At 68.7% G+C, this 24,567-nt stretch carries 19 protein-coding genes; 15 read left to right on the top strand and 4 right to left on the bottom strand.

The window, feature by feature from the left end:
• Position 1: 1 nt before the first annotated feature.
• Positions 2 to 796: a DUF1838 family protein gene (locus tag ACTWQA_RS28285; RefSeq protein ID WP_443162100.1), complete on the bottom strand. Its 795-nt coding sequence runs from the start codon at positions 794 to 796 to the stop codon at positions 2 to 4.
• A 457-nt stretch (positions 797 to 1,253) separates the two neighbouring features.
• On the opposite strand from ACTWQA_RS28285, the gene ACTWQA_RS28280 reads away from it, so the two are divergent.
• From ACTWQA_RS28280 to ACTWQA_RS28210, 15 genes are all read left to right on the top strand, one after another.
• Positions 1,254 to 2,285 carry a LacI family DNA-binding transcriptional regulator gene (locus ACTWQA_RS28280; protein WP_443162099.1) on the top strand — a complete coding sequence of 344 codons (1,032 nt, stop codon included), beginning with the start codon at positions 1,254 to 1,256 and terminating at the stop codon, positions 2,283 to 2,285.
• A gap of 40 nt (positions 2,286 to 2,325) precedes the next feature.
• Positions 2,326 to 3,720: an extracellular solute-binding protein gene (locus tag ACTWQA_RS28275; protein WP_443162098.1), complete on the top strand. Its 1,395-nt coding sequence runs from the start codon at positions 2,326 to 2,328 to the stop codon at positions 3,718 to 3,720.
• Positions 3,721 to 3,789: 69 nt separating this feature from the next.
• Positions 3,790 to 4,722, top strand: coding sequence for a carbohydrate ABC transporter permease (locus ACTWQA_RS28270; protein WP_443162097.1), 933 nt, complete (start codon positions 3,790 to 3,792; stop codon positions 4,720 to 4,722).
• On the top strand, positions 4,719 to 5,582 hold the full coding sequence (locus ACTWQA_RS28265; protein ID WP_443162096.1) for a carbohydrate ABC transporter permease: 864 nt from the start codon (positions 4,719 to 4,721) through the stop codon (positions 5,580 to 5,582). The genes ACTWQA_RS28270 and ACTWQA_RS28265 overlap by 4 nt, the downstream gene beginning before the upstream one ends.
• Before the next feature lie 56 nt (positions 5,583 to 5,638).
• Positions 5,639 to 7,765 (top strand): beta-galactosidase, encoded by a 2,127-nt coding sequence (locus ACTWQA_RS28260; RefSeq protein WP_443162095.1) that lies wholly within the window; start codon positions 5,639 to 5,641, stop codon positions 7,763 to 7,765.
• 303 nt (positions 7,766 to 8,068) lie between these two features.
• Positions 8,069 to 9,433 (top strand): cellulase family glycosylhydrolase, encoded by a 1,365-nt coding sequence (locus ACTWQA_RS28255; RefSeq protein ID WP_443162094.1) that lies wholly within the window; start codon positions 8,069 to 8,071, stop codon positions 9,431 to 9,433.
• Positions 9,434 to 9,484: 51 nt separating this feature from the next.
• Positions 9,485 to 11,545 (top strand): cellulase family glycosylhydrolase, encoded by a 2,061-nt coding sequence (locus ACTWQA_RS28250; protein ID WP_443162093.1) that lies wholly within the window; start codon positions 9,485 to 9,487, stop codon positions 11,543 to 11,545.
• Between the two features lie 132 nt (positions 11,546 to 11,677).
• A complete protein-coding gene (locus ACTWQA_RS28245; RefSeq protein WP_443162092.1) occupies positions 11,678 to 12,649 on the top strand; it encodes a LacI family DNA-binding transcriptional regulator in 972 nt (323 codons plus the stop codon).
• On the top strand, positions 12,646 to 13,665 hold the full coding sequence (locus tag ACTWQA_RS28240; protein WP_443162091.1) for a LacI family DNA-binding transcriptional regulator: 1,020 nt from the start codon (positions 12,646 to 12,648) through the stop codon (positions 13,663 to 13,665). Before ACTWQA_RS28245 ends, ACTWQA_RS28240 begins: the two co-directional genes overlap by 4 nt.
• Positions 13,666 to 13,809: 144 nt before the next feature.
• Positions 13,810 to 15,408, top strand: coding sequence for a hypothetical protein (locus ACTWQA_RS28235; protein ID WP_443162090.1), 1,599 nt, complete (start codon positions 13,810 to 13,812; stop codon positions 15,406 to 15,408).
• Positions 15,408 to 16,370 (top strand): ABC transporter permease, encoded by a 963-nt coding sequence (locus tag ACTWQA_RS28230; protein WP_443162089.1) that lies wholly within the window; start codon positions 15,408 to 15,410, stop codon positions 16,368 to 16,370. The genes ACTWQA_RS28235 and ACTWQA_RS28230 overlap by 1 nt, the downstream gene beginning before the upstream one ends.
• Positions 16,367 to 17,290, top strand: coding sequence for a carbohydrate ABC transporter permease (locus ACTWQA_RS28225; RefSeq protein WP_443162088.1), 924 nt, complete (start codon positions 16,367 to 16,369; stop codon positions 17,288 to 17,290). Before ACTWQA_RS28230 ends, ACTWQA_RS28225 begins: the two co-directional genes overlap by 4 nt.
• A complete protein-coding gene (locus tag ACTWQA_RS28220) occupies positions 17,290 to 17,898 on the top strand; it encodes a YesL family protein (protein ID WP_443162087.1) in 609 nt (202 codons plus the stop codon). The genes ACTWQA_RS28225 and ACTWQA_RS28220 overlap by 1 nt, the downstream gene beginning before the upstream one ends.
• Positions 17,899 to 17,944: 46 nt before the next feature.
• A complete protein-coding gene (locus ACTWQA_RS28215) occupies positions 17,945 to 19,924 on the top strand; it encodes a glycoside hydrolase family 127 protein (protein WP_443162086.1) in 1,980 nt (659 codons plus the stop codon).
• 29 nt (positions 19,925 to 19,953) lie between these two features.
• A complete protein-coding gene (locus tag ACTWQA_RS28210; protein ID WP_443162085.1) occupies positions 19,954 to 20,787 on the top strand; it encodes a TIGR02452 family protein in 834 nt (277 codons plus the stop codon).
• Positions 20,788 to 20,849: 62 nt separating this feature from the next.
• On the opposite strand, the gene selD is transcribed toward ACTWQA_RS28210, so the two are convergent.
• From selD to ACTWQA_RS28195, 3 genes are all read right to left on the bottom strand, one after another.
• Complete coding sequence (gene selD, locus ACTWQA_RS28205) at positions 20,850 to 21,845, bottom strand: selenide, water dikinase SelD (RefSeq protein ID WP_443162084.1); 996 nt, start codon at positions 21,843 to 21,845, stop codon at positions 20,850 to 20,852.
• A gap of 59 nt (positions 21,846 to 21,904) precedes the next feature.
• Complete coding sequence (locus tag ACTWQA_RS28200) at positions 21,905 to 22,294, bottom strand: VOC family protein (RefSeq protein ID WP_443162083.1); 390 nt, start codon at positions 22,292 to 22,294, stop codon at positions 21,905 to 21,907.
• A 62-nt stretch (positions 22,295 to 22,356) separates the two neighbouring features.
• Positions 22,357 to 24,561 (bottom strand): LLM class flavin-dependent oxidoreductase, encoded by a 2,205-nt coding sequence (locus ACTWQA_RS28195; protein ID WP_443162082.1) that lies wholly within the window; start codon positions 24,559 to 24,561, stop codon positions 22,357 to 22,359.
• Positions 24,562 to 24,567: the final 6 nt, after the last annotated feature.

Here is a 24,567-nt window from a genome sequence, read left to right as displayed (position 1 = left end):
TTCAGGGGCGGCCGTTGGCGGCGCACCAGCCTGCCCAGGTGGTGGCGCCCTTGCCGAGCTGCTTGTTGTAGAAGGACGTCCAGGAGTTCTCGCTCGGCCCCGGCGCGCCGGGGGCGGCCGTGTACAGCGGGTGGTTCGCCTCGACCTCGGCCCGCAGCCATGGCTCGATGTCGGCGTAGGAGCCCAGTGACCAGCTGCGGGCGTGGTAGGTGAGCTGGCCGCGCACGTCGGTCTCCGCCAGGCACATGAACGGGGTCCACGGGCTGGTCCGCGCCCAGCTGATCTTCGTCTTCATCGCGCCGAACGGCACGCCGGCCCCGGTGCGGGCCGCCACCTCGCGGTCGTCGACGGAGAAGTCGAACATCTCCTGCGCGGCGTACACGCCGCCCGTCAGGCCGAACCGCTCGCCGAGCGTGGTGCCGAAGTTCGCCCGCACGGGGATGTCGCTGGTCCACACGGTCTCGTCGTGCAATTGCTGCAGTGGCGGACCCGCGAAGGATGAGGTGATCGTGAACGGGCCGAAGTTGACCGCGTCGTTGTTGATGGGGACGACCGGGTAGGTCTTGCCGTCGATCGGGTTCTTCCACTCGCGCAGGACGCGCCGCGGATCCGCCGGGTCGGTGTAGAAGACGATTTCCCGGGAGAGCTGGTAAAGCTGGTTCGTGTCGGGGACACGGTACAGCCGCCGGATGTTGTAGCCCTCGATGTTGAAGAGTTTCTGGCCGTGCCGCATCGCCGGGTCCAGGCTGTTGCCCTCGATGTTCGCGTACACCGAGCCGGAGATCCGGAACACCATGTCTTTCCCGTCCGGACGCCCGAACGTCTGGAGGGAGAGTTTGCCGCTCTTGTCGGTGACCGTCGCGTAGACCGGCCCGGGATGTGTGGGACTGACGGATCTGTCGTCCGCAGCGGCCGGAATACCGGTACTGATGAAGAGGACAACAGGGGCAAGCAACCCCGTAAGAACTCGTTTGACCACGTACGCCCTCCGGGCGGAGAAGGAAGCGAAAAGCCCAATATTGTGATCATGCCGAGCGAAGCGTTGTCCAGTCGGGTGCGCGGGCGATGCCACGGATGGTGGCGCAAGGTTACGGGTGTGTTGCGGACTCTTGACGTTTGCCTCCAGAGTTGCGTAGATATGACTGCGCAGACATGACTGCGCAGTCATAGCACTGACCTCGGGAGATGTGAGGTCGGCGTCCGTGAGGAGAGCGACTGTGACACGAGAAGCGAGACGGGGCGGAAGCGCCTCCATGCCGCGCAGTGTGGATGTGGCCCGTCTGGCCGGGGTCTCGCAGAAGACCGTGTCCAGGGTCCTCAACAACGAGCCGTACGTCTCCGCCGAGGTGCGCCAGCGCGTGCTCGCCGCCGCCGAGCAGCTCGGCTACCGGCTGAACAACGCGGCCCGCGCGCTCGCCTCCGGACGGAGCCGCTCCATCGGCGTGGTGACGCTCGGGACGGCCCTGTACGGTCCCGCCTCGCTGCTCATGGGCATCGAACGAGCCGTCCGGGACACGGGTTACGCACTCCGCGTGGTCAACACGATGGAGGGCGACCCGTCGGGCATCGCCGGCGCCGTGGAATCGCTCCTGGAGCAGGGCGTGGACGGCATCGTCATCTCCGAGCCGATAGACGAGGGAGGCGAGCTCGTCCGCGCCGACGTGCCCGTTCTCGTCTACGGCACTCCACTGCCCTTCGCCGCCCCTCGCGTGGTGACCGCGGGCGTCGGCTCCGATGAGCTGGCCCATGCGGCCACCGAGCACTTACTGGATCTGGGGCACGCCACCGTCCATCACGTCGCCGGTCCGCAGCGCTGGTATGCCGCCAGGGAGCGGCTCGGGGCGTGGCGAGCAGTGCTGGCGGCCCGCGGCCTCGGCGAACCGCCCGTCATCGAGGGTGACTGGTCGGCCGCGTCCGGATACGCGGCAGGCCGTCAGTTGGCCTCCGACGGCGAGGTGACCGCGGTGTTCGCCGCGAACGACGACATGGCCATCGGCGTGATCCGCGCGCTGATGGAGGCCGGCCGCCGGGTGCCGGACGATGTCAGCGTCGTCGGTTACGACGACATCCCCGTCGCCGCGTACGTGACACCTCCACTCACCACGGTGCGGCAGCCGTTCGACGCCGTGGCGACGGCGGGACTCCGGCTCCTCGTCCATGCCATCGAACGGCCGAACGAAGACCTTCCACCGGCGGCCGACCACCCGGTCGAGCTCGTCGTCCGCGCCTCGAGCGCGCCCCCGCCCCGGAGGACCCCGGGACGTGGACGTGCGACCCCTCGCTGATCAGCATCGATCACTCATGCCCATGGATGGGAGTACCCCCATGCCCCAATCAAGTCACCCCCCGATCAGCCGTCGGCTTGTCCTCGCCACCGCCGGAGCGATGTCGCTGTGCGTGGCCCTGGCCGCGTGCGGCGGCGGCAGTGGTGGCACCGGCGGCTCTGCCGCCTCCGCCCCCGCCGCTGCGGCCGTGAGCCAGGCCGAGATCGACAAGGCCATGTCCACCCCGACCGAACTGACGTTCTGGACCTGGGTCCCGGACATCGAGCAAGAGGTCGCGCTCTTCAAGAAGAAGTATCCGGCGATCAACGTCAAGGTGGTCAACGCCGGCCAGGGCGTGCCGCAGTACACGAAGCTCCGCACCGCGCTGCAGGCGGGCACCGGCGCTCCGGACGTGGTGCAGATCGAGTACCAGTACATCCCGACGTTCACGATCACCGACAGCCTGCTGGACCTGCGGCCGTATGGGGCGTCGGCGCTGAAGGACAAGTTCGTCGACTGGACGTGGGGGCAGGTCAGCGGCACGGGCGGGGAGGTTTGGGCGATCCCGCAGGACACCGGCCCGATGGGCATGCTGTACCGGCAGGACATCTTCGACAAGCACGGCATCCAGGTGCCGAAGACCTGGGACGAGTTCGCCGCCGCGGCGCGCAAGCTCCACGCGGCCGACCCGGACGTCTATCTGACCAACCTCGCCTCGAACGAGGCCGCCGCCTGGCACGGCCTGCTGTGGCAGGCCGGGGCCAAGCCGTATGTTAGCGCTAACAAGAGCGATATCTCCATCAAGGTCAACGACGAGACCTCCAAGAAGCTCGCCACGTACTGGGGCGGGCTGGCCAAGGAGGGTGTCATCGGCGTCGAGCCGGACTTCACCGACCCCTGGTTCTCCGCGCTCAACAAGGGCAAGTACGCCACCTGGATCACCGCGGCCTGGGGGCCGGTCTTCCTGTCCGGCGCGGCCAAGTCCACCGCGGGCAAGTGGCGGGCGGCCCCGCTGCCGCAGTGGGACCCGGCCAAGCCGGTCTCCGGCAACTGGGGCGGCTCGACCAGCGCGGTCACCAAGACGACCAAGAACCCGATCGCGGCGGCGATGTTCGCCCAGTTCATCAACAGCGACCCCGAAAGCGCCAAGCTGTTCGCCACCAAGCAGTTCTTCTTCCCGGCCACGAAGGCGCTGCTCACCGACCCCACCTACGTCGGCGAGAAGCCGGACTTCTACGGCGGCCAGCAGGTCAACCAGGTGTTCGCCGACATCAGCGGCACGGTCAACCTCTCCTTCCAGTGGCCCCCGTTCCTCGATCGGGTGGTGACGGACTGGACCGAGACCGTCGGCAAGTCCCTCGCCGACAAGAGCGACACCGCCGCGGCGCTCGACCAGTGGCAGACGCGGATCACCACGTTCGCCAAGAGCCAGGGCTTCACCGTCCAGGGCCAGTGACCGCCCCGTGACCGCCGCTGGGCCCCGCACTCGGTGCGGGGCCCGGCGCCACCGCAGAAAGGGCCGGCTATGACCGCCATACCCGCGGCCTCCCGCGAGCATCCGCACCGAGCAGCGGCTACACGTCACCGACGCGACCGGAAACGCGTGGCGGGGCCGCTGTTCGTCGCCCCGTTCATGGTGCTCTTCCTGGTGCTCTTCCTCACTCCGCTCGGCTACGCCGCCTACCTCAGCCTGTTCCAGAACCGGCTCATCGGCGGAACGACGTTCGTCGGGCTGGAGAACTACGTCACCGCCGTCCAGGATCCGCTCCTCATCCAAGGGGTCCTGCGCGTCGCGGTGTTCTTCGTCATCCAGGTCCCCGTGATGTTGCTGCTCGCGCTGTTGTTCGCGCTCGCGCTCGACAGCGGGCTGGTGCGGCTGGCGCGGGTGGTCCGGCTGGGCATCTTCGTCCCGTACGCCGTACCCAGCGTGGTCGCCGCGCTCATGTGGGGGTATCTGTACGGGCCGGACTACGGGCCGTTCGCCCAGCTGAGCAGGGCGCTGGACCTGCCGGCGCCGTCCTTCCTCAGCGGCGGCTGGATGCTCGGAAGCCTGGCGAACATCGTGACCTGGGAGTTCGTCGGCTACAACATGATCTTGCTGTACGCCGCCCTCCGTGCCATTCCCCAGGAGCTCTACGAGGCGGCGGCGATGGACGGGGCCGGCGCCTGGCGGATCGCCTGGAGCGTCAAGCTGCCCGCGCTGCGGCCGGCGCTGCTGCTGGCACTGGTGTTCTCCGTGATCGGCAGTTTCCAGCTGTTCAACGAGCCGAACCTGCTGCAGCGCCTCGCCCCGGACGTCATCGACAACGCCTACACCGCCAACCTGTACGCCTACTCCTTGGCTTTCACCAGCCAGCAGATCAACTACGCGGCCGCGGTGTCCTTCCTCCTGGGGCTGGTCATCGTGATCGTCTCCTACGCCGTCCTGCTCACCGCCAACCGCAGGAGGACCTCATGACCACGGTCGGCCGTAAGCGCAGCACGCCGTTGACCATCGCCATGCTGGCCGCGCTGGCCTACTTCCTCCTGCCGCTGTTCTGGCTGGTCGTCTCCTCAACCAAGAGCACGGAGGATCTGTTCACGACCTTCGGGCTGTGGTTCTCGCGCAGCCCGCAGCCGCTGGCCAACATCGGGGAAACCCTCACCCACGACGACGGGGTCTTCACGCACTGGCTGCTCAATACCGTCGTGTACGCCGTGGTCAGCGCGTTCGGCGCCGCGCTCCTGGCCGCCGCCGGCGGGTACGGCTTCGCCAAGTTCCGCTTCCGCGGTGATCGTGCCGCCTTCAACCTGGTGCTCGGCGCCATCATGGTTCCGACCACCGCCCTGGCCATCCCGACCTACCTGCTGTTCGCGAAGGTGGAGCTGGTCAACACGCCCTGGGCCGTCATCCTGCCCTCGCTCGTCAGCCCCTTCGGCCTCTACCTCATGCGCATCTACGCGCAGGACGCCGTCCCGGACAGCATCCTCGAGGCCGCCCGCATCGACGGCGCCGGCGAGCTCAAGATCTTCTTCCAGATCGCCATGCGGCTGCTGGCGCCCGGCCTGGTGACCGTCGTGCTCTTCACGCTCGTCGCGACCTGGAACAACTATTTCCTTCCGCTCATCATGCTCAACGACCCGAACCTGTACCCGATCACGGTCGGCCTCGCCTCCTGGGCGTCCCAGGCCGTCGGAGGCGGGGCCGGCGCGAACAGCGACCTGCTCGCGCTCGTCGTGACCGGCTCCATGCTGTCGGTCGTCCCCCTCGTCGTCGCCTTCCTGCTGTTGCAGCGGTACTGGCAGAGCGGCTTGACGACCGGCGGCGTCAAGCAATGACCCCGTCGCCGGCACCGCTGCGCGATATCCCCATCCATCCCCTCGGAGGTTTTCATATGGCGGTCTGGCCCGCCCGCGTCCTGTTCGGTGCTGCTTATTACTACGAGTACCAGCCGTCCCCGGGCCAGCTCAAGATCGACCTTGACCTGATGGCCGACGCTCACTTCAACGTCATCCGGGTCGGCGAGTCGGTGTGGTCCACGTGGGAGCCGGAGAACGGACGGTTCGACCTTGACTGGCTCGAGCCGGTCCTCGACGGCGCCCACGAACGGGGGATCTCGGTGATCCTGGGGACGCCGACGTACGCGGTGCCGCCGTGGCTGGTCCGGCTCTACCCGGAGATCACGGGGGAGTACGCGACCGGGCAGCGCATCGGCTGGGGCGCCCGCCAGGAGGTCGACTTCACGCACGCCGCCTTCCTGTTCCACGCCGAGCGAGTGATCCGTAAGGTCGTCGGCCGGTACGCCGATCATCCGGCGGTCATCGGGTTCCAGGTGGACAACGAGCCGGGCCTGCACCTGCTGCACAACCACGGCGTCTTCCAGCGGTTCGTTGATCACCTGCGCGACACGTACGGCGACGTCGAGACCCTCAACCGCGAGTGGGGCCTGGTCTACTGGTCGCACCGCCTGTCGACCTGGGCCGACCTGTGGACCCCGGACGGCAATGTGCAACCCCAGTACGACGTCGCGTGGCGGGAGTTCCAGGCCCGCCAGGTGAACGAGTTCATCGGCTGGCAGGCCGACCTCGTCCGCGAGTACGCCCGGCCCGGCCAGTTCGTCACGACATGCATCTCCTACACCCGTCCGGCGATCGAGGACGACGAGCTGACCGACCGCCTCGACGTGGCCGCGGGCAACCCGTACTACTTCATGCAGGACGCCCTGGAACTCCCCGATCGCACCCCCGACGAGGTCGAGCAGGGCTGGGCGACCACCGGGGTGTGGTCGATGTACCAGACCGCGGACCGGATGTTCTCCTCCTGCCAGCAGCCGTTCCTGGTCACCGAGACCAACGCCATGCACATCGGCACGCCGTGGGACAACCGGCCGGCCTACGACGGCCAGTGGCGGCAGGCCGCATGGGCGCACATCGCGCGTGGCGCCCGGATGATCGAGTACTGGCAGTGGCACACGCTGAACTTCGGCTTCGAGACCTACTGGGGCGGGGTCCTCCCGCACAGCAACCAGCCCGGCCGCACGTACGCGGAGCTCGCCCGGCTCGGAGCTGAGCTGGAAGCCGCCGGCCCCCTGGTCGCCGGCCTGGAGCCGGACGCCGACATCACAATGGTCTACTCGCTGCCGAGCAAGTGGCTCATGCAGAAGCACCCGCCGCTGCCGGCCTCCGATGGCGGCCCCGACGCCGCCGCCTACCACCGGATCTTCGACCCGTTCTACCGGGGGGCCTTCGACGCCGGCCGCCAGGTGCGGATCGTCCACGCCCGGCAGCTGCACGACCCCCGCGGCCGGCGGGCCGGGACGACGCCTGAAGAGGCCGCGCGACGTCACCCGGTCCTCCTCGTCCCGGCCCTGTACGTCGTCGACGACGCGACGCTCGACTGGCTCGCGGCCTACGCCCACGCGGGCGGCCACCTGGTCCTCGGTCCGCGCACCGCCTACGCCGACCACGAGGCCCGGGCGCGGCGGGAGCCCGCACCCGCGCGTCTCGCCGAGGCCGCCGGCGTCCGCTACGACGAGTTCAGCAACCTGACGCGTGACCTCCCTGTCCGCGCCGCGCCCGGCAGCCCGCTCGCCCTGCCGGACAACGCGACCGCCACGCGCTGGGCCGACGCCCTCACCGTCGCCGACGCCGACGTGCTCGCCACCTACGTCCACCCGCACTTCGGCCGCTGGCCGGCGATCACCACCCGCCGCCATGGCGCGGGCCGCGTCACCTACGTCGGCACCGTGCCCGGACGCGACCTCGCCCGCACGCTCGCCACCTGGCTGGCGCCGTCCCCGGTCAGCGGATGGCAGGACCTCCCGGCCTCCGTCACCGCGACCACCGGGACGTCCCCGGACGGGCGCCGCGTCCACGTCGTGCACAACTGGAGCTGGGAGCCCGCCCGCGTCGCGGTGCCGGTGGAGCTGTCGGACGTTGTGGACGGCGCTTCCGTCCCCGCCGGCAGCGCGTTGACGCTCGGCGCGTGGGACGTGCGGGTGCTCGGCGAACTCGCCGATTGATCGTGGGATGGTGCACGGCGCCGACGAAGAGGGACCTGTCTGGTGTGGAATTTTCATGGTCAGGCCGGGTTCGGGGGAGCTGCCGCGGCGACCCTTGATGCTGCGTTTTGTGCGGATTCGCCCAGCTCGGCAGATGCTTAACAGTTAAGGGGTTGGGTCCGGCATTGATGGGCCGCGGCAGGACGGTCTGGTAGTCGCTGTACGGGTGTGGCAGCTCTGCGTACATTCTGGGTGCGTTTCAGCGGGCTCTCAGCTGCCCGCGCCGTTGCCGACCGTCGCGACATCAGCGAGGAGAGATTCGACATGAGATCCATGCCGTGGCTTGCCGCGGTCGGTGCGGCGCTCGTCGCCTTAACCGTAGCGCTGTGCACCGTCATGTTCACCGGCATTCCGCCCGCGCACGCGGCCGTGGGGCTCCACGTCAGCGGCACGGACATCGTCGAGGCCAACGGCCAGAAGCTCGTCATGCGCGGGGTCAACCATCCACACGTCTGGTACACGAGCCGGACCAGCTCGTTCGCCGACATCAAGGCGCTCGGGGCCAACACCGTGCGTGTGGTCCTGGGCAGCGGCAAGCGCTGGGGCCCGTCCACCGACGTCGCCAATGTGATCTCCTTGTGCAAGCAGAACCGGCTGATCTGTGTCCTGGAGGTGCACGACACCACCGGGTACGGCGAGGAGGGCGCGGCCGCCTCGCTCGACGAGGCGGCCGACTACTGGATCAGCCAGAAGAGCGCCCTGGTCGGCCAGGAGAACTACGTCGTCATCAACATCGGCAACGAGCCGATCGGCAACACCAACGCCGGCCAGTGGACCAGCGCGACCACCGCCGCCATCCAGAAGATGCGCAGCAACGGCTTCGAGCACCTGCTCATGGTCGACGGGCCGAACTGGGGCCAGGACTGGCAGTACGTCATGCGCGACAACGCCCAGACGATCCTGAACGCGGACAGCAAGCACAACACCGTGCTGTCCATCCACATGTACGCCGTGTTCAACAGCGCCGCGGCGATCACCGACTACCTCAACCGGTTCCGGGACAACGGGTGGCCGCTGGTCATCGGTGAGTTCGGCTGGCGGTTCGCCGCCAACGAGGTGGACCACGAAACGCTGCTGTCCGAAGCGGTGTCGCGGGGCCTCGGCTACCTCGGCTGGTCCTGGAGCGGCAACACCGACCCGATCCTGGACATGGCGGCCGGCTTCGACCCCAACCAGCTCACCACCTGGGGCCAGCGGATCTTCAACGGCGCCAACGGCATCAAGGCCACGGCGAAGGAGGCCACCATCTACGGCGGCGCCACTCCGACTGTCACCCCGACCGTGACCCCGACGAGCACACCAACGTCATCGGGCTCGTGCCGGGTGGCGTACGTGATGAACACCTGGAACACCGGCTTCACGACCAGCATCACGATCACGAACACCGGCAGCTCGGCGATCAACGGTTGGCGGCTGGTGTTCACCCTGCCCGGCGGGCAGAGCATCACCAACGGCTGGAGCGCGTCGTACACGCCGGCCAGCGGTCAGGTCACCGCCACCAACGCCGGCTGGAACGGCGACCTCGCGCCAGGCGGCTCCACCACCATCGGCTTCCAGGCCACCCACACCGGCGACACCACCGAACCCCCCTCCTTCACCCTCAACGCAGCCGCCTGCCAGGTGGCGTGACCCGCTCATCACTGCGCTCCCACAGGGCGCTCCTTCCATGGAGGCATGAAGGTGAAGACATTACGTTTGTGGGTTCTGTCCGCAGCGGCCGCGCTGCTGGCGGCGATCGGGGTGGCCGTCACCTCGCCCGCTGCCCACGCGGTGGTCGCCTGTTCCGTGACCTATGCGAAGGCATGGGACAACGGCAGCGGGTTCGGCGCCAACATCACGATCAACAACCTCGGCGACCCGGTCAGCCCGTGGACGCTGCGCTACACCTGGCCTGGCAATCAGCAGGTCACCCAGGGCTGGGGCGGAACCTGGACGCAATCCGGCCAGACCGTGACCGTGACCGCGCCGTCGTACGCCCCGGGCCTGGGAACGGGAGCCGGCGTCACCATCGGCTTCAACGGCAGCTACAGCGGCGCCAACACCAGCCCCTCCGCCTTCACCGTCAACGGCGTGGCCTGCGGCGGCACCGGCGGCACCCCGACGGCCACCCCGACGGCCACGCCAACGACGACTCCGACGTCGACGCCTGGCAACGCGCAGGCTGTCGTGGCCGCGATGCAGCCTGGCTGGAACCTGGGCAACTCCCTCGATGCCACCGGCGCGGACGAGACCTCATGGGGCAACCCGCGGATCACCCAGGCGCTGCTCCGCAACGTCAGGGCGCAGGGCTTCAACAGCATCCGGATCCCGGTGACCTGGGGTCAGCACCAGGGTGGAGCGCCCAACTACACCATCGACGCGACGTACATGAACCGGGTGAAAGAGGTCGTCGACTGGGCCCTCGCCGAGGGGTTCTACGTGATGATCAATATCCATCACGATTCGTGGCAGTGGATCCAGAACATGCCGGGCGACCGGACCAACGTCCTGGCTCGCTACAACGCGATCTGGACCCAGATCGCCGGCACGTTCCGGAGCTCCTCTCCCAAGCTGCTGTTCGAGAGCGTCAACGAGCCGACGTTCACGGGCAGCTCCGGAGACGCCCAGAACGCGACGCTCCTCAACGAACTCAATACGTCCTTCCGCACCATCGTGCGCCAGTCGGGCGGCAACAACGCGACGCGGCTGCTCGTCCTGCCGACCCTGCACACGTCGGCCGACCAGGCCAGGGTCGACGAGCTGGTCAGCACGTTCAACGCGATGAACGACCCCGACCTCATCGCGACGGTCCACTTCTACGGATACTGGCCGTTCAGCGTCAACGTCGCCGGCGGCACCCGCTTCGACGCCACCGTGCAGCAGGACCTGACCGGCGCCTTCGACCGGGTGCACAACGCCTTCACGGCCCGCGGCATCCCCGTGATCATCGGCGAGTACGGTCTCCTTGGCTTCGACCGGCACACCGGCACGATCCAACAGGGCGAGAAACTGAAGTTCTTCGAGTTCCTCGGCCACTACGCGCGTAGCAAGCAGATCACCACCATGCTGTGGGACAACGGCCAGCACTTCAACCGGACCTCGTACCAGTGGGCCGATCCCGAGCTGTTCGCCCAGATCAAGTCCAGCTGGACGACGCGCTCGGGTACGGCTTCGTCGGATCAGGTGTTCAACGCGAAGGCGTCCCCCATCACGAGCAAGACGCTCACGCTGAACCTGAACGGCACCTCGTTCGCAGGGATCCGCCAGGGCAGCACGGACCTCGTGCGCGGTACCGACTACACCGTCTCGGGCGACCAGCTCACGTTCACGGCATCCGCGCTCACCCGCCTGACGGGTTCCCGGGCCTATGGCGTCAACGCGACGCTGTCGGCTCGGTTCTCCCAGGGCGTCCCGTGGCGGATCGACATCATCACCTACGACACGCCGACAGTGCAGAACGCGACCGGAACGACGAGCTCCTTCGCCATCCCCACCACCTTCAGGGGTGACCAGCTCGCCACCATGGAGGCCAAGTACGCCGACGGCAGCAACGCCGGCCCCCACAACTGGACGTCGTTCAAGGAGTTCGACGTCACCTTCGCGCCCGACTACAGCGCCAACACCATCACCCTGCGACCGGCCTTCTTCGCCGAGGTCAATGACGGCTCACGGGTCACGCTCACCCTCCACTTCTGGAGCGGCGCGACCGTGACCTACTACGTCACCAAGTCGGGAACCGCGGTCACCGGCATCACGAGCTGATCGACCACCTCCGGCGAGCCGCGCTCCGCTGCGGCGTGCAGCGGGCGCTCGAAGGCGTATGCCCCATGGTGGGGCGTCCGCGGTGGTCCTAACGAAATGCTGAGAGCTGCTGACGTGACCTACGCTGTACGCATGCGCGTGACGATGCGGGAGGTGGCGGATCGGGCCGGCGTCTCGATCAAGACAGTCTCGCGCGTGGTCAATGGCGAACCGCACATCCGTCCGGAGAAGGTGCACCGGGTGCATGCGGCGATCGACGAGCTCGGCTGGGTTCCGAATCGGACCGCCCGGGCGCTCAGGACCGGGCTGATCGGGGTCGTGGGCATCGCCGTCACCGAGCTGCGCCGCCCGTATCTCGCGGGTCTCGTCGAGGCGCTCGTCACCGAGGCGGATCGGTGCGGCCTGCTCGCCGCCGTCGAGCCGACGCACGGCGATCTGATCCGGCTGGAGGCGGTCCTCGCCGCTCGGGGGAAGACGTTCGACGGCGTGGTGTGCATCGGCTCGGGAGCACTGGTCAGCGATGGATTGGACGATCGCCCCGTAGTCGTCGTGCAAGGCGGCGCGGCTGAAGTGGACAGTGTCGATGAGGACGTCACGGAGGCGGCGGCACTGGTGGCTCGCCACCTCGCCGTGATGGGCCGGTCGCGCCCGGCTCTGCTCGGAGCGAATCAGCCTCGGATGCGCGCGGCGCTCGCCGAGTCCGGCATCGACCCCGCTGCCGTACCGTGGGTGGATCTCGGAGAGGTGGCCGACCGGCGCGCCGGCGCGCGAGCCGCCGGGCACGTGCTGGAGCGGCATCCGGACGTCGACGCGCTGGTGTGTGCCAACGACGAAGTGGCGCTCGGGGCGCTCGCGACGCTCGTCAAGCACGGAGTGGACGTTCCGGGACAGGTGGCGGCCGTCGGCTACGGCAACCTGGAGGACGGACGGTTCTCGACCCCGTCGCTCACCACCATCGACCCCGGGCCGGCCCGCTTGGCACGCAGCGCACTGGAATTGCTCACCGATCGCCTCGCCGGCACGGCACCGCGACAGCCTCGCGCGGTCGTGTCGCCGGTCGAGTTGGTGCGCCGTGAGTCCACGCTCGGCCGAGGTCCCCGATGAGGCGCCCGACGCTCGCGGATGTCGCCGCGCGGGCCGAGGTCTCGGCGAAGACCGTGTCCAACGTCCTCCTCGGACGCCCGCATGTCTCGGCTGCTACCCGGGCCAAGGTTCAGGCCGCGATCGCGGAGGTCGGCTACGACGTGGGACATGCCACGAGCCAGGCCGGACGTGGGCTCGCCTCCGGCCGGACCGGCCGGATCGCCGTCGTCGTGCCGAACCTCCACCAGCCCTACTTCGCGGAGAACGCCGAGCGTCTCATCCTCGCCCTGGCCGAGCGCGGGTTCACCAGCACGCTGCGGATCGCCCCCGACAGGGCCGGCGAACGCGACGCGGTCCTCGGCGTGACGACCGCCGACGTCGACGGTGTCATCATCTGCCCGCACCACCTGTCCGACGAGATACTGGCCGGTGGCGCCCTGCGGCGCCCAGCGGTGGCCCTCGGCGGCGCTCCGATCAAAACGCTTGATTGTGTGTTGATGGGGGAATACGCGGGATTCGTGGCGATCACTCGGCATCTGCTCGCCACCGGCCGGCGTCGGCTCGCGTACGTCTGGAACGGTCCGGCTGGTGTCGTCCCGACCGGGGACAGGTACGCCGGGTTCGCCGCCGCCCTGGAGGAATATGGCGTCGAGCCTGAACCGTCGCTCGTCGCCAACAGCTCGGACTGGGACCGCAGGGCCTCGGGTTACGAGGCGATGGCAGGGCTGCTGCGGCGCTCCGGCCCCAGGTTCGACGCCGCGGTGTGCGTCAACGACACAATTGCGGTGGGCGTGCTGAAGTCCCTGCACGCGCACGGCATCCGCGTCCCCGGGGATGTCGCGGTCACCGGCTTCGACGACACGGACGAGGGTGAGTTCACCGTTCCGTCGCTGTCGACGGTGAGCCCTGATCAGGGCGAGATGGTGGCCGCCGCCCTCCGCCTGCTCATCGAGCGCCTCGACGGTTACGACGGCGCGGCCCGGCAGGTGCACACCGGTATGCACTTGGTGCTCCGCGACTCGTCCGCACCGGCCTGATCCACCCTTCGACACCTTGACTCGCCGGTCCCTCGTCGCCTCGGTTGTCTTGTCATTGACAACGCTGAATGGCCGCACCTAACATCGCTGAAACATTTCAGCGAGATCCGGGTCACTCCCTCCGTCCCCCCCAAGGAGGACCACATGGCCACTCCACCCGCTATGTCCCGCCGGGCCTTCGTCGTCGCGGCCGGACTCACCGCACTCGCCGGCTGCTCCGGCAAGAACTCCTCGAGCGATCCGAACACACTGCGGATCTTGGTCAACAAACATGCGTTGACGAAGCCCATGAACACGATGGAGTGGACCAAGCAGCTGGAGAAAATCGCCGGTGTGAAGATCCAGTGGCAGGAGATCTCGGCTGACTGGGACCAGAAGAAGTCCACCATGCTGGCGGCCGGCGACGTCCCGGACCTGATCGTCGGCACCAACGCGATCACCAATGCCGACATGGGCACGTACCGGACGCTGTTCGAGAACCTGGCCGACGACCTGGACGCGTTGCCGAACGTGAAGGCCTTGTTCGCGGCGAAGCCGGAGCTGAAGTCGATGGCCACGCTGACCACCGGCGAGGTCTACGCGGTCCCGGGCTACAAGCGGTTCTGGCCGAAGACCGTCACGCACCAGTACATCAACAAGCAGTGGCTCGACAACCTCGGCTTGGAGATGCCGACCACCTGGGACGAGCTCTACACCGTGCTCGTCGCGTTCAAGGAACAGGACGCCAACGGGAACGGTGACAAGAACGACGAGATCCCGATGGACTGGTCGCCGGTCGGCACGGGCGGCTTCGGGTACTTCCAGCCGAGCGTGCTGCTCGGCAGCCTCGGCCTGCCGATTGCGGGCGGCGGTGGCCAGGGCTATTTCCTCGAGGACGGCAAGGTCGGCAATTTCCTCGTCGACGAGCGCTACAAGCGGGTGGTCCAGTTCCTCCACCGCTGCTACGCCGCGGGCCTGATTAGCAAGAACGTCATGACGCAGGACTACTCGGCGTACCAGGCGGTCGGCCGCGGGTCCGGAGACGTGGCCAAAGTCGGCTTCAGCTGGGGCTGGACGGCCAGCGACCGGTTCGGCGCCCAGCTGGCCGACCAGTACGTCGCGATGCCGCCGCTGCTCGCGGAGGCCGGCCAGACGACGCCGGTGGCCTGGACGTACGACTCCAACAACGAGAACTTCCCGTCGAACCAGATCGTCATGTCCGCGAAGGCGAGCAACAAACCAGCGGCGCTCAAGGTCATCAACGCCTTCTACGACAAGGAGATGTCGCTGCAGGTGCTGTTCGGCGATCTCGGCCGGTACGTCAAGAAGATCAGCGACAACGAGTACGAGGTGCTCCCGCCGGCCGATCCCAAGACCGACCCGTCGACCTGGAAGTGGACGGTCACCATCGCGGACAACGGTCCTACCTGGATCAGGGACGACATCGAGCTGAAGCTGCCGGCCGACCTGGACGAGGCCGTCGAACAGACGAAGCCGCTGGAGAAGGCGCTGGCGAACATGGATCCGGCCAAGGACGTCTATCCGTTCCAGTTCATCCAGATGACGCCTGAGGATACGAACCAGCTGGCGCTGAACAACACCACGATCTCCAACTCCACGATGCCGAAGTTCGCCGAGTGGATCACCAAGGGCGGCATCGAGGATCAGTGGGACAAGTACGTTCAGCAGATCCAGAACGCCGGCCTGCAGAAGAACATCGACGTCTACCAGCGTTACTACGACGAGTACATGAAGACGCGCTGATGACGGAGACTCTTGTCGCAGCCCGCAAGCCGGTGGCGGTGGCCCAGAGGCGATCCCGTCTGGGCCTCGGCCGGCATGTGAGCAGGTACTGGCAACTGTGGCTCATGGTCCTGCCGGCCGTGGGATTCGTCGGCCTGTTCATGTACGTGCCGATGTACGGCATCCAACTGGCCTTCCGCGAGTTCGACTTCACCGCGGGTCTCACCGGCGGGCAATGGGCCGGCCTGAAGTACTTCCAGCAGTTCTTCGACAGCCCGATGTTCTGGACGTTGCTGCGGAACACGTTCGTCATCAGCATCACCACGCTGGTGGTCGGGTTCGTGGCACCGATCGTGCTGGCGCTGATGATCAACCAGATCGCCGGCGGCCGGCGCAAGAGGCTCATGCAGACGGCGACGTACCTGCCGCACTTCATCTCGATCGTCGTCATCGTCGGCATGCTGCAGGCGTTCCTCAACCCGTCCACCGGACTGCTCACCCAGGTCTTGGCCGTCTTCGGCCTCGACGAGGCGAACCTCCTCGGCGACACGTCGGCCTTCGTGCCGGTGTACGTGATCTCCGACGTGTGGCAGCACTGCGGGTGGAACAGCATCATCTACCTCGCCGCGCTGTCGCGCGTCGACCCTCAGCTGTACGAGGCGGCCAAAGTGGACGGCGCGAACCGGCTGCAGCTCATCCGGCACGTCGACGTCCCCAGCATCGTGCCGACCATGGTGGTCCTGCTCATCCTCACCATGGGCGGTGTGCTGAACACCGGGTTCGAGAAGGTGTGGCTGATGCAGAACACCCTGAACCTGCCGGTATCCGAGGTCATCGCGACGTACGTCTACAAGATCGGCATCCTCAGCACGCAGTTCAGCTACGCCACCGCGATCGGCCTGTTCAACACGGTCATCAACTTCGTGTTCCTGATCGCCGCGAACGCGATCGCCCGCCGCGTATCGAACTGGAGCCTGTGGTGAGCGCGACCCACGTGCAGAGCAAGGGATTCCTCCGCAACAAGACACCGGGCGACGTCGTCTTCATGCTCGTCTTCGGCCTGTTGTGCGTGGCGATCCTCTTCGCCGTCGTCTACCCGGTCTACTTCGTGATGATCGCTTCGGTGAGCAACCCGTCCCTCATCTCCACCGGCGAGGTGTGGCTGTGGCCGAAAGAGGTGAACTTCTTCGGGTATCAGCAGATCTTCGACGACGATCGGATCTGGACGGGCTACGGCAACACGTTGCTCTACAGCGTGGTCGGAACCGCGCTGAACCTCGTCGTGACCCTCCCGGCGGCGTACGCGTTGTCGCGGCCGGAGTTTCGCCCACGGCGGGTCCTCATGCTGTTCTTCGTGTTCACGCTGTTCTTCAACGGTGGCCTGATCCCGACGTATCTGCTCTATCGCGATCTTGGCCTGCTGGACAACTGGCTCGTGTTCATCCTGCCGCCCGCGGTGAACGTCTACAACCTCATCATCGCCCGGGCGTTCTTCGAGCACTCGCTGCCGAAGGAGCTGTTCGAGGCGGCGATGATCGACGGGGTTTCCTATCTGCAGTACTTCGCCAAGGTCGCGCTGCCGCTGTCCAAGGCGATCATCTCGGTCATCGGCCTGTACTACCTGGTCCAGCACTGGAACGACTTCTTCACCGGCCTGGTGTTCGTCCGCGACAACAGCCTGCAGCCGCTGCAGATCGTGCTGCGTGACATCCTGCTGTCCAACCAGGCGTTCGCCGGAGGCGCCGGAACCGGCGGAGGCAGCGGCGTCGGCTACGACCAGCAGTATGCCGACCAGATCAAGTACGGCGTGATCGTCGTCTCCAGTCTCCCGGTCCTGGTGCTCTACCCGTTCCTCCAGCGCTACTTCGAGAAGGGCGTCCTCATCGGGTCGGTGAAAGGCTGATGAAACGCGTCCTCACCTGGCACACGAGGGCGGGCGAGGTGGGCCTGCTGCTGCTCAAGCTGCACTTGCTGTGGGTGTTCTGGAGCCTGGCCGGTGGCATCGTGCTCGGCGTCTTCCCGGCGACCGCCGCCGTGTACGGCGTCATCCGCCGCGAGCTCCTCGGGTCCGCCCGGCCTGGCGAATTCCGCCGGCTCTGGCGGCAGGAGTTCCGCACCGCCAACGTGGTGGGGTACGTCTTCACGGCGGCCTGGGCGGTGCTCCTGGTGGACCGGCGACTCCTCGAAATCGCCGACCTCGGTGTCGTCGAGCCATTGCTCGGCGCGGCGCTCTGGCTGATCACCCTGTTCGTGTCGGGTATGAGTGTGAACGTGTGGATCCTCGCCGCCCACTTCGCCGAAGGACCGTTGGCGCTCGTCCGCCGCAGTGCGATCCTCGTCCTCGCCCGCCCGGTCCAGGCGATGGTGACACTGCTCGCGGTCGGCGTGATCCTGTGCGTGTACTACGTCGTCCCGGGGTTGGTCCCCGTCTTCGGCGTGGCACTGCCCGCTTTCGTCTCTTTCGCCTACGTCTGGGGCACCGCGGTCCTCCCTACCGCTCCGGCCTCGTGACAGGCTGCGGAGATCGGCCTTTTGGACAACCTTTTTGGGAGCCGTCATGACTATGACCTCTGCCGCTGCCATGCGCACGCGCGAACCGCTGCCGCTGACCGCCGTGACTATTGATGACCGTTTCTGGACGCCACGCCGTGAGCTGATCCGCACCCGTACGCTGCGGCAGCAAGAAGGCCAGATGCGCCGGCCCGGTCAGCAGTTCGACGCGCTGACCCTGACGTGGCGGCCGGGGGACCCGCACGAGCCGCACATCTTCTGGGAGAGCGACGTCGCCAAGTGGATCGAGGCCGCGAGCCACTGCCTGGCCACCACCGATGACCCCAAGCTGGACCAGGCCGTCGACGAGGCGATCGAGCTGCTGGCCGGTGCGCAGCAGGATGACGGCTACCTCAACGTGTACTTCACCGTCGTCAAGCCGGGACAGCGCTTCACCGACCTGCGTGACGCCCACGAGCTTTACTGCGCCGGCCATCTCATCGAAGCCGGCGTCGCCCACTTCGAGGCGACCGGCAAGACCCGGCTGCTCGACATCGTGCGGCGCTACGCCGACCTCATCGACACCGTCTTCAGCCCCGACGGCCCCTGCGCCGGAGGCTATGACGGGCACCAGGAGATCGAGCTCGCGCTGGTCAAGCTCTACCGCGTCACCGGCGAGCGCCGCTACCTCGACCTCAGCCGCCGGCTCATCGAGTGGCGGGGACAGCAGCCCTACTACTACGAGCTGGAGCTGCAGCGCCGCGGCACCCCGGGTTACTTCGGCACCACGCTGCCCCGGCGACCCGAGCAGACGCGGCGGTTCCGCGAGTACAACCAGAGCCACCAGCCCGTAGCGGACCAGGCCGAGGTCGTCGGCCACTCGGTCCGCGCCATGTACATGTACAGCGCGATGACCGACCTGGCCGACGAGTACGGCGACGACCGGCTGCTCCAAGCCGTGCGGCGACTGTGGACCAACCTCACCACCAAGAAGCTGTACATCACCGGCGGAATGGGCTCCGACCCCAGCATCGAGGGCTTCGGACCCGCCTACGACCTGCCCGACGCCCACGGCTACGCCGAAACCTGCGCCTCCATCGGACTCGTCCAATGGGCGCAGCGGATGAGCAACCTCACCGGCCACGGCCACTACATCGACACCCTCGAACGTGCCCTCTACAACGGCGTCCTCAGCGGCGCCTCCGCCGACGGCACCCGCTACTTCTACGGCAACCCGCTCGCGAGCGGCGGCATCGTCGCCCGGCAGGAATGGTTCGACTGCGCCTGCTGCCCGCCCAACCTCGCCCGGCTGATCAGCGAGCTCGGCCGCTACGTCTACGCCCAGGGACCCGACGAAGCCGTCGTCAACCTGTACGTGGCCGGCACTGGGCGCTTCACCCTCTCCGGAGGTGAGGTCACCCTCCGCCAGGACACCCGCTATCCCCAAGACGGCCGCCTCACCGTCACCGTCGCCCCTGCCGACGACGAAGCCGAGTTCACCCTGGCCATCCGCATCCCCGGCTGGAGCCGGCAACCCGCCGTCTCCGTCAACGGCGAACCCGTTCACCAGCCCATCCTGCGCGACGGCTACCTCACCCTGTCCCGCCGCTGGCGGGCCGGCGACCTGGTCGAGATCGACCTCGGCATGGAAGTCCGCCGGACCTGGGCACACCCCGCCGTCGTCTCCGCCGCCGGTAAGGTCGCCCTCGAGCGCGGGCCGGTCGTGTTCTGCCTGGAGGGCGTCGACCACGACCACGCCGTCCACACCCTCGCCCTCGCCCGCGACGTCCCCATCCGCGCAGTCCCCGACGAGCGGACCGGCGTGGTCACCCTGCACGCCGACGCCACCGCCGACGCCACCGCCGGCGACCAGCTGTACGGCAGCCACTCGCCCGGCCAACGGAGCGCCGCACTGACCGCAGTGCCCTACTTCTCCTGGGCCAACCGCGGCCTCTCCGACATGACCGTCTGGATTCGCGACGGCGGCGGCGCCGGCGCGGCGCCCGCACAGACCGCGCCGAAGCCGGGAGAAAACCACTCGGTGTGAGCAGAGGTCACGATCTACGATAGGGCCGCGTGAGTGGAAGATTGCGCCAGGTCGCGGCCGACAACGAGCGGATCGTCGCCGAAGGCTCGTACTCGGCCGCCGACGGCACGGCCGTGGAGGTGGGTGCCGTGCTGCGGGCCGCGGTTGCCGGAACCGTGAGTCACCCGCCGGACGGCCCTCTGGATCGGCCGGCGGCCGGTGCGTACCGGACGGTCTTCGAGGTCACCGGCGAGAGCAGCCTGCAGGCGGCGCGGCGGCTGCACCGGGAGGGGGCGGCCGGGATCGCCGTGCTGAACTTCGCCTCCGCCCGCAACCCGGGAGGCGGCTACCTCGGCGGCGCGAAGGCCCAGGAGGAGGACCTGTGCCGCCACGCCCTGCTCTACCCGTGCCTTCTCCAGGCGCCCGATTACTACGCCGCGCACCGGGCATCGCCCGATCTGCTCTACAGCCACCGCGTCATCTGGTCGCCCGGCGTGCCGGTGCACCGTGACGAGGGCGGCCGGCTGCTGGCCGAGCCGTTCCTGGTCTCGTTCCTCACCTCACCGGCGCCCAACGCCGGGCAGGTGCTGCGCCGCGACCCGGGTGCGGGTGAGCGGATCCGGCAGGCGCTCCACGAGCGGACGGGGCGCGTCCTGGCCGTCGCGGCGCATCACGGCGCCCGCGCGCTGGTGCTCGGGGCGTGGGGCTGCGGTGTGTTCCGCAACGATCCACGCGAGGTCGCCGGGGCCTTCCACGCCCACCTGGCCGAGGGCGGCGCCTTCGCGGCGGTGTTCGAGCGGGTGGTGTTCGCCGTATGGGACCGGATGCCGGACTCGGCGAACCGGGCCGCGTTCGCCGAGCGGTTCCCGACCTCACGAACCTGAAGGTGCCGGCTCGGGCGCGCTTGCCCGAGCCGGGGCTCACGGCTCGTTCACGATCAGCGCGGCTATTTCACGATCAGCAGGTGTTCGCCGCGAGGGACGAGTTCGCCTATCACCGGGAATCCGGGGATCTCGCCCGCGACGAGCAGGCCGCCCGAGGTCTGCGCGTCGGCGAGGAGCAGCAGCTCGTCCTCCGGCAGGTCGCCGAAGTCGCCATGGGGGGAGACCCAGTCGAGGTTCCTCCGGGATCCGCCGCTGACGTAACCGTCGCGGATGGCCTCGCGGGCTCCGTCCAGGTAGGGGACGGCGGCGCTGTGGACGACCGCGGTCACGCCGCTCGCCCTGGCCAGTTTGTAGAGGTGGCCGAGCAGGCCGAAGCCCGTGACGTCGGTGGCGCACCGGATCCCGGCGGCCAGCGCCAGCCGGGAGGCGTCACGGTTGAGGGTCGTCATCGTGGCGACCGCCTCGGGGAAGACCTCCCCCGTCGCCTTGTGCCGCGTGTTGAGCACCCCGAGGCCGAGAGGCTTGGTCAGGGTGAGGGGGAGCCCGGGCTCGCCCGCGTCCACGCGCAGCAGCCGGCCGGGGGCGGCCAGGCCCGTGACGGCCAGCCCGTACTTGGGGTGGGGGTCGTCGATGCTGTGGCCCCCCGCGAGATGGCACCCCGCCGCCTGCGCCATCGCGGACCCGCCGCGCAGCACCTCGCGGGCGAGCTCCAGGGGGAGGACGCCGCGGGGCCAGCCGAGGAGGTTCAGGGCTATGACGGGCTCGCCGCCGACGGCGTAGACGTCGGAGAGCGCGTTCGTGGCCGCGATCCTTCCGAAGTCGTACGGATCGTCCACGACAGGGGTGAAGAAGTCCGTCGTCGCGACGATGGCCCGGCCTTCGCCTTCCATTTGGAGCACCGCGGCGTCGTCCCCCTGGTCGATCCCCAGGAGTATCCGGCCCGCCGTCGGAGACGAGACCGGGGTGAGCCCGGCGACCAGGTCCTCCAACTCGCCGGGAGGGATCTTGCAGCTGCAGCCGCCCCCGGTGCCGTATTGCGTGAGCCTGATGGCGTTCATACGGTCTATGATCCACCTTCGATCAGCGGACGGGCTGCATGCCGGAAGCGGTCGGCCGGCTACTCGGCGTCGTCCCAACGGTGGGCGTTGTCGTCATTGAGCGTGCCCGGAGGATCCGGTATGACGCAGAACGGCAGGCCTGCCGGGTCCCGCATGACCCACCAACGATCTCGACGCACGCGTTTCGCCCCCAGTCCCTCCAACCGGGCGACCTCCGCCTCCACGTCGTCGGTGTGGATGTCGAGGTGCACCCGGCTCGGCCCCTCCTCGAGCCGCTGGACCAGCAGCCCGAACTCGCCGCTGCCCAGGTCGGCGCCGTGGTATTCGGGAAAGCCGGCGAACTGCGTCAGCGTCTGACCGGTCGCGGCCTGCCAGAATCCGACCTCCTTGGCATGGTCGGCCTCGTTGACATCGATCACGATCTTGCAGAGCCTGCTGTAGTGCGGCACGCGGGTCCTCTCTCCTCGTTGAGTCCGGGGCACATGATCTGTTGCGGTGCGCTACCGCCTGATCAGGTTGCCGGGGTGATGGTGAAATTGTCGCGGAAGACGTTGCCGGGGTCGTAGCGGCGTTTGAGCGCGCGCAGCCGCGGCAGGGTCTCACCCGGGTAGGCGTCGTGGAGACGCTCGGGCCGCAGGTCGGTCTCGAAGTTGATGTAGATCCCGGAGAAGTGCGGCCGCAGCTCATCCCAGAGGCGGTCGAGCCGGGCGCGGCTGGAGCCGAAGGCCACCAGCTGGAAGTTCGCCGACCGGCCCGCGTACGCGGTCGCGTCCGCTGGGACGTCGGAGGCCGCCCCACCCACCGCGCGGATCTGGAAGAAGTACAGCTCACCGCTGCCGATCAGGCGGGCGGCGGCGTCCGCCAGCTCGGGCGTGAGGTGGTCGGCGAGCGCGGAGCGGGTCACCGGCTCGCCCTGGCCGGCGTGCGTGCCGGGCGGCACGTTCATGATCGCCGCGTACGGCAGGATCTGGATGCTGTAGTCGAGTAGCGGGGCCACGGCGGCGATGGGCTGGAGCCGGCTGATCACCGTCTCGGCGTCGTCCGCGTCCACCACGGTCATGAGCTGGGCGATCACCCGTTCGCCAGGGCGAGACCGGCCCATGATGAGCGAGCCCGTGACATCCCGGGGCGCGGCCTCGATGGCGGCACCCCAGCTCTGCAGGAACCCCGCCGTGTCGGAGGCGTCCATCGCGAACTGCGCGAAGCCGACGTCTCCGACCTCGTCCACCTCGAACTCGAAGGCGGTGACGACGCCGAAGTTCGCCCCCGCCCCGCGCACGCCCCAGAACAGCTCGGAGTGCTCGGTGTCATCGGCCCTGACCATGGTGCCGTCGGCCAGCACCATCTCCACGGCACGCAGGTGGTCGAGAGTGAGGCCGTGCTCGCGTACCAGCCATCCGATGCCGCCGCCGGTGGTGAGCCCGCCGACGCCGACGCCGCCGTAGTCGCCCGAGCTGAGCGCCCACCCGTACGGGGCCAGCGCCGCTGCCACGTCGCTCCAGCGGGCGCCGGGGCCGACGCGGATGCGGCGGGTCGGCTCGTCGAGGATCTCGATGGCGTTCAGGCGGGAGACGTCGATGACGATGCCGCCGTGATTGGTGGAGCGGCCGCTGATGCCGTGCCCGCCGCTGCGGACGGCCAGCTTCACCGGTTGGGCGCGGGCGAAGGCCAGCGCGTCGGCGATCTCGCCCGGTGTGCCCGGCCGCAGGACCAGGCCGGGAGATCCGCCCCGCAGGTAGGTCGAGCGTACGCGGGCGTACCCGGCGTCACCGGGCTCGACCCGCGCCAGGTGCGCGGGCACGGCGTCGTAGTCGATGTCCCGATGACGGAGCCGGCGAACGCGCAGGCTGGGGATGGTGGCCTCGGCCAGCCCGCGTGCGGCGCGGTCGGCGGCGACCGCCTCCCTCACCGCGGGCGCGGTCTGCTCGGCGAAACGGCGCAGCTCGTCGACGCCCGCGCCGGCGAGCAGGAACGTGCTGATGCCGTGCTCGATGGCCAGGGCCGCCAGTTCGCCGGCCCCAGGCCGCCCGGAGACCGGGATGACGGCCAGCCGGCGGATCTCCCGCGGGTCCCGTCCCGCGCGCACCGCCGCCTCGTCGATGGTCTTCTGCCGGACGGGCAGCTCCGCCAGGTCGCCGAGAACGCTCAGCCAGCCGTCGGCCTGGGCGCCGGCCAGCTCCAGTAGCTCCGGCTGCGTGCCGCCGAGCCACACCGGGACGGTGTGGGCAGGCGCCGGCCCCCGCTCGGCGCCGTCGAGGCGGTAGTGCTCGCCCTCCAGACGCAAAGGCGCCTGCTCATCGATCGCCCAGATGCCGCGCACGACCTCGATCGCCTCGTCCAGCGCGGCGGCCGCCTGCGCGGGAGGCAGCCCCACGGAGACCGCCGCCTGATGCGCCCGGCTCGACGCGGCCAGCGCCAGGCCGAGCCGGCCGGAGGTCAGCAGGTCCAGGCTGGCGGCCGAGCGGCCCAGCACCGCGGGGTGCCACGATCCGGCGTCGAGCACGCCGGTGATGCCGATCGTGCGGGTGCGGGCCGCGACCCAGCTCATCAGCGTCCACACATCGAGCATGGCATCGTCGTGGTCGTCGTCACCCGGGCCGCCGACGGCGACCAGGTCGAGGCCGAGCTCCTCGCTCAGCGTGGCGTGGGCGACGGCCTCCTGCGGCGAGGAGGCGTCGATCAAGGCGCCGAACCGCAGCGGCTGGCCGTAGTCCACCTCAGA

Source organism: Nonomuraea sp. 10N515B, from assembly GCF_052245915.1.
GTDB lineage: Bacteria > Actinomycetota > Actinomycetes > Streptosporangiales > Streptosporangiaceae > Nonomuraea.
The sequence above is the reverse complement of the archived record's forward strand: the minus strand, read 5'-3'. Positions and strand labels throughout refer to the sequence as shown.